Raw genomic sequence first — 9547 nt, forward strand, 5'->3', positions numbered from 1 at the left:
GCCCGAGTTCTTGTCCTTGACCTGCTTGATGAACTCCGGAATGTTGTCGACCGAGCCGATTTCTTCCAGCATGTTCAGCGCGGCTTCGTTCGCGCCGCCGTGCGCCGGGCCCCACAGACACGCGATACCGGCCGCGATACATGCAAACGGATTCGCACCCGACGAACCGGCCAGACGCACGGTCGAGGTCGACGCGTTCTGCTCGTGGTCCGCGTGCAGGATCAGGATGCGGTCGAGCGCGCGCACCAGCACGTCGTTGACCACGTACTCCTCGCACGGATTCGAAAACATCATGCGCATGAAGTTCGCGCTGTACGACAGGTCGTTCTTCGGATACACGAACGGCTGGCCAATGCTGTACTTGTACGCCATCGCGACGAGCGTCGGCAGCTTCGCGATCATGCGGATCGCCGACACTTCGCGGTGACGCGGATCGGTGATGTCCAGCGAGTCGTGATAGAACGCGGACAGCGCACCGACCGCCGCGACCAGGATCGCCATCGGGTGCGCGTCACGGCGAAAGCCCCGGAAGAAGAACTGCATCTGCTCGTGCACCATCGTGTGCTTCGTGACGGTATCGACGAACTGGGTCTTTTGCGCGGCAGTCGGCAACTCGCCGTTCAGCAGCAGATAGCAGGTCTCGAGGAAGTCGGCGTTCTGCGCGAGGTTGTCGATTGCGTAGCCGCGGTAGAGCAGTTCACCCTTATCGCCGTCAATGTAGGTGATCGCCGAATTGCACGACGCCGTCGACATGAAGCCCGGATCGTACGTGAACTTGCCGGTCTGGCCGTACAGTTTGCGAATGTCGATTACGTCCGGGCCAATGGTGCCCTTGTAGATCGGCATCTCGACGCTCGGCGAATTGTCGCTGAACGATAGCGTGGCTTTAACGTCTGACGGGGTCATAGCACATCCTCAATCGAAGTAGGGGTACAGGGTTTCGATAATTGCACGCCTGCAACAACGGACTGGCCGCGCTCAAGCGTTGCGCAGCAACTCCAGGACCCGGACCACGTCCGGGTCGGCAAGATCGCCCTCTGGTTCCGTGCGCACGAGCAGCAGGTCCATCAGGTCGTTATCGCTCAGGTCGAGCAGGCGGGTGAGTGCGCCCACGTCGGCATCGCTGAGGTCATGCTCATATCGGCTGAAAAAGCGCTCGAAGATCAGATCGTTTTCCAGCAGGCCCCGCCGGGCGCGCCAGCGAAGACGCGCGCGGCGGTGGGGGTCGGACTGATGCGATGTTTCGTTCATGTCAGTAGCGTCCGGCCACTCCCAGCGTGATGACCGCCCCCGTGGGGAGACAGCCAACGCCAGTAGCGCCGGGCTATTCGTCCTAGACAGTGCGGCGAACCATCAATTCCTTGATCTTGCCGATTGCCTTGGTCGGGTTCAGGCCCTTCGGGCAAACGTCGACGCAATTCATGATCGTGTGGCAACGGAACAGACGGTACGGATCTTCGAGGTTATCGAGGCGCTCGCCGGTCGCCTGGTCGCGGCTGTCCGCGATGAAGCGATAGGCTTGCAGTAAGCCGGCCGGGCCGACGAACTTGTCCGGATTCCACCAGAAGCTCGGGCACGACGTCGAGCAGCTCGCGCACAGAATACATTCGTACAGGCCGTCGAGCTCGTCGCGTTCTTCCGGCGACTGCAGACGTTCCTTTTCCGGCGGCGGGGTGTCGTTGATCAGGTACGGCTTGATCGAGTGATACTGGTTGAAGAACTGCGTGAAGTCGCAGATCAGGTCACGCACGACGGGCAGACCCGGCAGCGGACGCAGCACGATCTTCTGCGGCAGGTCGTTCAGGTTCGTCAGGCACGCAAGACCGTTCTTGCCGTTGATGTTCATTGCATCGGAACCGCACACGCCTTCACGGCACGAGCGGCGGAACGACAAGGTTTCGTCGAGCGCCTTCAGCTTGACGAGCGCATCGAGCAGCATGCGCTCTTGCGAGTCGATTTCGATCTCGTACGTCTGCATGCGCGGTGCCGCGTCTTTATCCGGGTCGTAGCGGTAAATTTCAAATGTACGCTTGGCCATTTCTTAATTCCTTTGACTTGTGCCTTAGAAGGTACGCGCTTTCGGCGGCACCGATTCGACAGTCAGCGGTTGCATGTGAACCGGCTTGTAGTCGAGGCGATCGCCTTCGCTGAACCACAGCGTATGGCGCAGCCAGTTTTCGTCGTCGCGATGTTCGAAGTCGTTTTGCGCGTGCGCGCCACGGCTTTCCTTGCGCGCTTCGGCGGAGACCATCGTGGAGCGGGCCACTTCGATCAGGTTCGCCACTTCGAGCGCTTCGACACGGGCCGTGTTGAATACCTTCGACTTGTCCTTCAGGTGGATGTTGTCGACCCGCGCGGCCACGTCGCGGATGGCCTGCACGCCTTCCGACAGCAGAGCCGACGTACGGAACACGCCAGCGTGCTTCTGCATCGTGCCGCGAATGTCGTTCGCGACCGATTGCGCGTACTCGCCCGACGACGAGCTGTCGAGCTTCGCCAGACGCGACAGCGCGAAGTCGGCGGCGTCGGCCGGCAGCGGCTTGTGTTCCTTCAGTTCCTTCACGTGCTTGACGATATGGTTGCCGGCCGCGCGGCCGAACACCACGAGGTCGAGCAGCGAGTTGGTCCCGAGACGGTTCGCGCCGTGCACCGACACGCACGAGCATTCGCCCACTGCGTAGAAGCCGTTGACCACTTCTTCGTGGCCGCTCGGCGTGCCGACGACCTGACCGTTGATGTTGGTCGGGATACCGCCCATCTGGTAGTGGATGGTCGGCACAACCGGGATCGGCTCTTTAATACAGTCGACGTTCGCGAACTTCAGCGCGATTTCGCGGATCGACGGCAGACGCTTCATGATCGTCTCGGCGCCGATGTGCGACAGGTCGAGCAGCACGTGATCCTTGTTCGGACCCACGCCGCGGCCTTCCTTGATTTCCTGGTCCATCGAGCGCGAGACGAAGTCGCGCGGTGCCAGGTCCTTCAGCGTCGGCGCGTAGCGTTCCATGAAGCGCTCGCCGTTCGAGTTGCGCAGAATGCCGCCTTCGCCACGCACGCCTTCGGTAATCAGCACGCCCGCGCCGGCCACGCCGGTCGGATGGAATTGCCAGAATTCCATGTCTTGCAGCGCGATGCCCGAACGCGCGGCCATGCCCAGGCCGTCACCGGTGTTGATGTACGCGTTCGTCGTAGCGGCATAAATGCGCCCTGCTCCGCCCGTTGCGAACAGGGTGGTCTTGCCTTCGAGGATGTAGACGTCGCCCGTTTCCATTTCCATCGCGGTCACGCCGAGCACGTCGCCGTCGGCGTCGCGGATCAGGTCCAGCGCCATCCATTCGACGAAGAACTGCGTCTTCGCTGCGACGTTCTGCTGGTACAGCGTATGCAGCAGCGCATGACCGGTACGGTCAGCCGCCGCGCAGGCGCGTTGCACCGGCTTTTCGCCGTAGTTGGCCGTGTGGCCGCCGAACGGGCGCTGATAGATCGTGCCGTCTGCGTTACGGTCGAACGGCATGCCCATGTGTTCGAGTTCGTAGACAGCGTTCGGGGCTTCGCGGCACATGAACTCGATCGCGTCCTGGTCGCCGAGCCAGTCGGAACCCTTGATCGTGTCGTAGAAGTGATAGTGCCAGTTGTCTTCGCTCATATTGCCAAGCGATGCACCGATGCCGCCTTGAGCAGCGACCGTATGCGAACGCGTCGGGAACACCTTGGACAGCACGCACACCGACAACCCGGCACGTGCCAGTTGCAGCGAAGCGCGCATCCCCGAGCCGCCCGCGCCGACGATAACCACGTCAAACTTGCGACGCGGCAGAGAAGTCTTGATTGCAGCCATTCTTTTATACTCTCCAGAGAATCTGCGCAGCGTAGCCGGCACACGCCAGCAGCCAGACGATCGTCAGGGCCTGAAGGAACAGACGGATACCGGCGGGCTTGATGTAGTCCATCCAGATGTCACGAATACCCACCCACGCGTGGTAGAACAGGGACAGCAGCGTCACGAACGTGGCGAGCTTCATCCACTGCGTCGCGAAGATCGACGCCCAGCCGTCGTACGAAAATTCTTGTGCACCGAAGAACCACACGAGCAGGATGATCGTGTAGATCGCCATGATGGTGGCGGTGATGCGCTGCGCGAGCCAGTCGCGCAGGCCGTAGTGCGCGCCGACGACGAGACGCTTCGGGCCGATTCGGTTATTAGCTGACATTTTTTTAGAATGCTCCGAAGAGTTTGAGCGCAAAGACGATCGTGAGCAGCGACGAGACGATCAACACGACGATGGAGGTTTGCTTGCCGCGTTCCTTCGTGACCGCGCTGTGATTGACGTCCATCACGAGGTAACGGATGCCGGCGCAGAAGTGGAACATGTAGGCCCACGCCAGAACCAGCGTGATGAGCTTGACGATGATGTTGGAGAGGAAGCCCTTGAACACGTCAAAGCTGAGCTCTGAGGTAAGGCTTTGATCGAAGAGGTACAGCAGGAACGGAAGGAATATAAACAGCAGCCCACCGCTTGCACGATGGAGAATCGACACGCGCCCCGCTAGAGGGAGACGATATGCCGTCAATATTTGCCCGATACCGATGTTCCGGAATTCCGGTCTCGGTTTTTTTACGGCTTCAGCCATGCTAGACCCCTACTATGTAGTAACACTAATCCGCAATTTTAGCGCCTTTTTATATCGCGCTGCAGCGAAAGACACCAAGGATCCTTTGCCACGCGCGCAATACCGGCGTCATCAAGCGGCGCTACGCACGATGCGCAGCGCCCTTGTTCAAACCTCGTCAGCTAGAACCCGGCGCCTCACTTCAACCCGCGTTCAGCTGAGATCGTTCTGATAGTAGTACCCGGTTGTGACATACCATCCACGTCGCACTTCAACCGGGCGATCTCCATAGGTATAGGACACGCGCTCGACCGAAAGCAATGGAAATCCAGGCGGCACGTGCAACAGATCGGCGACGGAAGGATCAGCGGCAACCGCGCGGATCTTCTCAGAGGCCCGGATCATGCGGGTTCCGAACTCCGTCTCGAACATCGCATAGAGCGGCCCCTTGTACTCCGACAGGCGCTCGAGGGTGAGCCCGCGAAACACCACGCCCGGCAACCAGATTTCATCCAGCACCGTGATTTCACCATCAAACTGCAAAAGACGTTTGATCAGTACCACCGGGTCGGCAGGCTTCAGGTCGAGTTGACGGGCGATGTCCGCCGAGGCGCGCATGCGCCGGCATTCGAGCAGGCGGCTGACGTGCGGATGCTCCGCACCGTCATCGGCGAGTAGTCTGAGAAAACGAAACTGGGCGCGATCTTCATTGTGCGTCGCAACAAAAGTACCCTTCCCCTGGCGACGCACCAGCAGATTGTCCGCAGCCAGCTCGTCGATGGCCTTGCGCACGGTCCCCTGGCTCACCTTGAAACGGGCGGCCAGTTCTACCTCACTGGGAATGATTTCACCCGGCTTCCATTCACCCGATTCGAGGCTCTGCGTAATGAGCCCCTTGATCTGCTGATACAAGGGGCTAAAAGTGGGCGACGTGGCAGGTGGGGTAGCGGACACGCTCTCACCTGGGCCTGTAGGGCCGCCAGGATTCGCAGTGCTCGCCGGGTTCGAATTCATGCGCGCATTTCATCATAAAGGCCCATCTGCCGTCCAGAGCTTTTCCCGCAATAGATCTGTCTTATATAAGACATAAGATAATGTTGACTTTGTCTTGGGCCACTCCTACACTCCAGGGCGAGCAAGGGTTTGCGGGTTATCTGACGGCCAGTTCCTAATTGTTTTCTTTGCTGGTCGTCGTGCATCCAGGGCCACTCTGCACATGCTGTTCTCTCATGCGATCCAGGTTTCGATTCGCCCGTCTCACTGCTGTCAGACGCTTCGGAAACGCACCATTGCAGGAGCCCGGCACCATGCAGCGGCCACGGTGCCTCCCGTGCCTCGCTCCGCTGCACAGGTTTCCGGCATGGCGGTCTTGTCGCAATGCGCTTTGCGGCCTCAGCTCCTGCAATATCAGCTTGAGGCCCTGCGTAACGGTGAATTCCGCCGTGTTTCACAACGCTTCGCCAAACGCGCATATAGAATGGCGTTTTCCCTAGCGTCTAACGCATCGTCCTGGAGAATTCTCAATGGCTAAGCCCGCAAAGCGCGTTGCCGTCACCGGCGCCGCAGGTCAAATCGCTTACTCCCTGCTGTTCCGCATTGCCAATGGCGATCTGCTTGGCAAGGACCAGCCGGTCGTCCTGCAACTGCTGGACCTGCCGCAAGCGCAAGGCGCCGTCAAAGGCGTCGTGATGGAACTGGATGATTGCGCATTCCCGCTGCTGTCGGGTGTCGTGATCACCGACGACCCCAAGGTTGCGTTCAAGGACGCCGACATTGCCCTGCTGGTCGGCGCGCGTCCGCGTTCGAAAGGCATGGAGCGTAAGGACCTGCTGTCGGCCAACGCCGAGATCTTCACGGTGCAAGGCAAGGCGCTCAACGAAGTCGCCAGCCGCGACGTGAAGGTGCTGGTGGTCGGCAACCCGGCCAACACCAACGCTTACATTGCAATGAAGTCGGCCCCGGATCTGCCGAAGAAGAACTTCACCGCCATGCTGCGTCTGGACCACAACCGCGCGTTGTCGCAACTGGCTGCCAAGGCGGCCAAGCCGGTCGCTTCGATCGAAAAGCTGGCGGTGTGGGGCAACCACTCGCCGACGATGTACCCGGATTTCCGCGTTGCAACGGCAGAAGGCCAGGACCTGACCAAGCTGATCAACGACGACGAGTGGAATCGCAGCACGTTCATCCCGACGGTCGGCAAACGCGGTGCAGCCATCATCGAAGCACGCGGCCTGTCGTCGGCAGCCTCGGCAGCCAACGCTGCGATCGACCACGTGCGTGACTGGGTTCTCGGCACGAACGGCAAGTGGGTCACGATGGGTATCCCGTCGGACGGTTCGTATGGCATTCCGGAAGACATCATCTACGGTGTGCCGGTCACGTGCGAAAACGGCGAGTACAAGCGTGTCGAAGGCCTCGCCATCGACGCGTTCTCGCGCGAAAAGATGGACGCCACGTTGAACGAGCTGCTCGAAGAGCGCGACGGCGTCCAGCATCTGCTCGGCTAAACGCCTGATGCAGACCGACCGGGACTCCGTTGACACCGACGGGTTCCGGTTTTTTACATCCAGTTCCTCCACGAGAAACCACCCTCCTGACGCTGAAGATGCGCGCCCTGACCCCCGCCGAAGTGCTGTTTGACGGCGAAGCGCCGCCCACTGTGCTGCCTGCCTGCGATCACTACGCCGGCAGTGAGAAGCTGATGTTGAAATCGCTCGCTTTGCAGCAGGAACTCGGGCCGGTATTCGATATCACGCTCGACTGTGAAGACGGCGCCCAGGTCGGGCGTGAAGCGGAGCATGCGGAGCTGGTCGCATCGCTGCTGGGCAGCGAGCACGACCGCTTTGGCCGTGTCGGCGTGCGGATCCACGACTTTCATCATGCGCACTGGCGCGACGACGTTCGCCTGATTCTGCGCGCTGCAAGGCGCGCGCCGGCTTACATCACCCTTCCGAAGATTCGTAGCGTCCCGGATGCCGCCGAAATGTGCGCGTTCATCGAGGCGACGCGTCGCGAACTCGGCGTTGCGCAGCCGGTTCCGGTGCAGTTGCTGATCGAAACGCACGGTGCATTGGCCCGCGTGTTCGATCTGGCGGCGCTGTCGGGCGTCGAGGCGCTGAGCTTCGGCCTGATGGACTTCGTCTCCGCGCACGACGGCGCGATTCCCGATACCGCCATGCGCTCGCCCGGCCAGTTCGATCATCCGCTGGTGCGGCGCGCCAAGCTCGAGATCGCCGCGGCGTGTCACGCGCACGGCAAGGCGCCGTCGCATAACGTCAGTACCGAAGTGCGCGAGATGAGCGTGGTCGCCAACGACGCGGCCCGCGCGCGCAACGAATTCGGCTATACACGGATGTGGAGCATCCATCCGGCGCAGGTGCCCGCTATCGTCGCGGCCTTCGCGCCGCGCGAAGACGAGATCACGACGGCCACCGAAATCCTGCTGGCCGCGCAGTCCGCCCAGTGGGGCCCGACACGACACCACGACACGCTGCACGACCGCGCCAGCTACCGTTACTACTGGTCGGTGCTGCGGCGAGCCCGTTCGACCGGCCGCAGCGTGCCGGTCGAAGCCGCGCCGCTCTTCGCTGAAGCCGGTTCCACCAGGGAGTCCGCATCATGAGCACGCCTACGCACGCCTCAAACCTGACGCCCGGCGCCGCTTTTCGCGCCGCGGTGGCCGCTGAAAAGCCGCTGCAGGTAGTGGGCGCGATCAATGCGAATCACGCGCTGCTTGCGAAGCGGGCAGGCTTCAAGGCCATTTACGTATCCGGCGGCGGCGTGGCCGCAGGGTCGCTCGGCCTGCCGGATCTCGGCATTTCAACGCTGGACGACGTACTGACCGATGTGCGCCGCATCACGGACGTCTGCGATCTGCCGGTGCTGGTCGACGTCGACACGGGGTTTGGCCCGTCGGCGTTCAATATTGCCCGCACGGTGAAGTCGCTGACCAAGGCTGGCGCGGGCGCGATGCATATCGAAGATCAGGTGGGCGCGAAACGCTGCGGCCATCGGCCGGGCAAGGCAATCGTGTCGCAGGAGGAGATGGTCGACCGCATCAAGGCGGCTGTCGACGCCCGCACGGACCCGAATTTCGTCATCATGGCGCGCACCGACGCACTGGCGGTGGAAGGCCTGCAAGCCGCCATCGACCGCGCGGCGGCCTGTGTCGAAGCCGGCGCCGACATGATCTTCCCGGAAGCCATGACCGAACTCGCCATGTACAAGCAGTTCGTTCAGGCGGTGAAAGTGCCCGTCCTCGCCAACATCACCGAATTCGGCGCCACACCGCTCTTCACGGTGGATGAACTGCGCGGCGCGGACGTGTCACTGGTGCTGTATCCGCTGTCGGCGTTCCGCGCCATGAACAAGGCCGCTGAAAACGTGTACGGCGCGATTCGCCGCGACGGCACGCAGCAGGCGGTGGTCGACACCATGCAAACGCGCGCTGAACTGTACGAAAGCATCGGTTATTACGCTTACGAGCAAAAACTCGACACGCTGTTCAACCAGAAGAAATGAGCGGGCACAAAGGAGATTGCTGGAGATGAGCGAGACGACGCAAACTGCGGGTGCAGCAACCGGCAATGGCGCCACCGGCGCCTTCAAACCGAAGAAATCCGTCGCGCTGTCGGGCGTGACGGCTGGCAATACCGCCCTGTGCACGGTGGGCAAGACCGGCAATGACCTGCACTACCGCGGCTACGACATCCTGGATCTCGCCAGCACCTGCGAATTCGAGGAAATCGCCTATCTGCTGGTGCATGAGAAGCTGCCCACGCAGGCCGAACTGAATGCCTACAAGACGAAACTCAAGGCGCTGCGCGGCCTGCCCGCGAACGTGAAGGCGGCGCTCGAATGGATTCCGGCCGCAGCGCACCCGATGGACGTGATGCGCACCGGCGTCTCGGTGCTCGGCACCGTGTTGCCCGAAAAG

General features: G+C 61.5%; 11 protein-coding genes. 4 read left to right on the top strand and 7 right to left on the bottom strand.

Annotated features, from left to right (window positions below):
- From gltA to VGH41_RS05550, 7 genes are all read right to left on the bottom strand, one after another.
- The coding region (gene gltA / locus VGH41_RS05520) for a citrate synthase (RefSeq protein ID WP_331596339.1) at positions 1 to 906 on the bottom strand (906 nt) is incomplete at its 3' end.
- Between the two features lie 72 nt (positions 907 to 978).
- A complete protein-coding gene (locus VGH41_RS05525) occupies positions 979 to 1251 on the bottom strand; it encodes a succinate dehydrogenase assembly factor 2 (RefSeq protein ID WP_331596340.1) in 273 nt (90 codons plus the stop codon).
- An 82-nt stretch (positions 1252 to 1333) separates the two neighbouring features.
- The gene (locus VGH41_RS05530; protein WP_331596341.1) at positions 1334 to 2038 is read right to left on the bottom strand and encodes a succinate dehydrogenase iron-sulfur subunit; all 705 of its coding nucleotides are present in this window, start codon (positions 2036 to 2038) and stop codon (positions 1334 to 1336) included.
- A gap of 24 nt (positions 2039 to 2062) precedes the next feature.
- Entirely contained in the window at positions 2063 to 3838 is a 1776-nt protein-coding gene (sdhA, locus tag VGH41_RS05535) for a succinate dehydrogenase flavoprotein subunit (protein WP_331596342.1), read from the bottom strand.
- Between the two features lie 4 nt (positions 3839 to 3842).
- Positions 3843 to 4211 (bottom strand): succinate dehydrogenase, hydrophobic membrane anchor protein, encoded by a 369-nt coding sequence (gene sdhD, locus VGH41_RS05540; RefSeq protein WP_331596343.1) that lies wholly within the window; start codon positions 4209 to 4211, stop codon positions 3843 to 3845.
- Positions 4212 to 4215: 4 nt separating this feature from the next.
- The gene (gene sdhC / locus VGH41_RS05545) at positions 4216 to 4632 is read right to left on the bottom strand and encodes a succinate dehydrogenase, cytochrome b556 subunit (protein WP_331596344.1); all 417 of its coding nucleotides are present in this window, start codon (positions 4630 to 4632) and stop codon (positions 4216 to 4218) included.
- 192 nt (positions 4633 to 4824) lie between these two features.
- The gene (locus tag VGH41_RS05550; protein WP_331596345.1) at positions 4825 to 5625 is read right to left on the bottom strand and encodes a GntR family transcriptional regulator; all 801 of its coding nucleotides are present in this window, start codon (positions 5623 to 5625) and stop codon (positions 4825 to 4827) included.
- A gap of 509 nt (positions 5626 to 6134) precedes the next feature.
- Here VGH41_RS05550 and VGH41_RS05555 point away from each other — a divergent pair.
- From VGH41_RS05555 to VGH41_RS05570, 4 genes are all read left to right on the top strand, one after another.
- Positions 6135 to 7118, top strand: a complete 984-nt coding sequence (locus VGH41_RS05555; protein WP_331596346.1) for a malate dehydrogenase — start codon at positions 6135 to 6137, stop codon at positions 7116 to 7118.
- A 98-nt stretch (positions 7119 to 7216) separates the two neighbouring features.
- Positions 7217 to 8233, top strand: coding sequence for an HpcH/HpaI aldolase/citrate lyase family protein (locus tag VGH41_RS05560; protein ID WP_331596347.1), 1017 nt, complete (start codon positions 7217 to 7219; stop codon positions 8231 to 8233).
- Entirely contained in the window at positions 8230 to 9132 is a 903-nt protein-coding gene (gene prpB, locus VGH41_RS05565) for a methylisocitrate lyase (protein ID WP_331596348.1), read from the top strand. The genes VGH41_RS05560 and prpB overlap by 4 nt, the downstream gene beginning before the upstream one ends.
- A gap of 25 nt (positions 9133 to 9157) precedes the next feature.
- Positions 9158 to 9547, top strand: a 390-nt coding sequence (locus VGH41_RS05570) for a citrate/2-methylcitrate synthase (RefSeq protein ID WP_331596349.1), incomplete at its 3' end; no start/stop codon positions are given.

It is taken from the genome of Paraburkholderia sp., assembly GCF_036488795.1.
GTDB lineage: Bacteria > Pseudomonadota > Gammaproteobacteria > Burkholderiales > Burkholderiaceae > Paraburkholderia.

What these genes read in the sequence shown, in the direction of transcription:
- VGH41_RS05525 (WP_331596340.1), bottom strand. Translation starts at nt 1,251, where the DNA reads ATGAACGAAACATCGCATCAGTCCGACCCCCACCGCCGCGCGCGTCTT.
- VGH41_RS05530 (WP_331596341.1), bottom strand. Translation starts at nt 2,038, where the DNA reads ATGGCCAAGCGTACATTTGAAATTTACCGCTACGACCCGGATAAAGAC.
- sdhA (WP_331596342.1), bottom strand. Translation starts at nt 3,838, where the DNA reads ATGGCTGCAATCAAGACTTCTCTGCCGCGTCGCAAGTTTGACGTGGTT.
- sdhD (WP_331596343.1), bottom strand. Translation starts at nt 4,211, where the DNA reads ATGTCAGCTAATAACCGAATCGGCCCGAAGCGTCTCGTCGTCGGCGCG.
- sdhC (WP_331596344.1), bottom strand. Translation starts at nt 4,632, where the DNA reads ATGGCTGAAGCCGTAAAAAAACCGAGACCGGAATTCCGGAACATCGGT.
- VGH41_RS05550 (WP_331596345.1), bottom strand. Translation starts at nt 5,625, where the DNA reads ATGAATTCGAACCCGGCGAGCACTGCGAATCCTGGCGGCCCTACAGGC.
- VGH41_RS05555 (WP_331596346.1), top strand. Translation starts at nt 6,135, where the DNA reads ATGGCTAAGCCCGCAAAGCGCGTTGCCGTCACCGGCGCCGCAGGTCAA.
- VGH41_RS05560 (WP_331596347.1), top strand. Translation starts at nt 7,217, where the DNA reads ATGCGCGCCCTGACCCCCGCCGAAGTGCTGTTTGACGGCGAAGCGCCG.
- prpB (WP_331596348.1), top strand. Translation starts at nt 8,230, where the DNA reads ATGAGCACGCCTACGCACGCCTCAAACCTGACGCCCGGCGCCGCTTTT.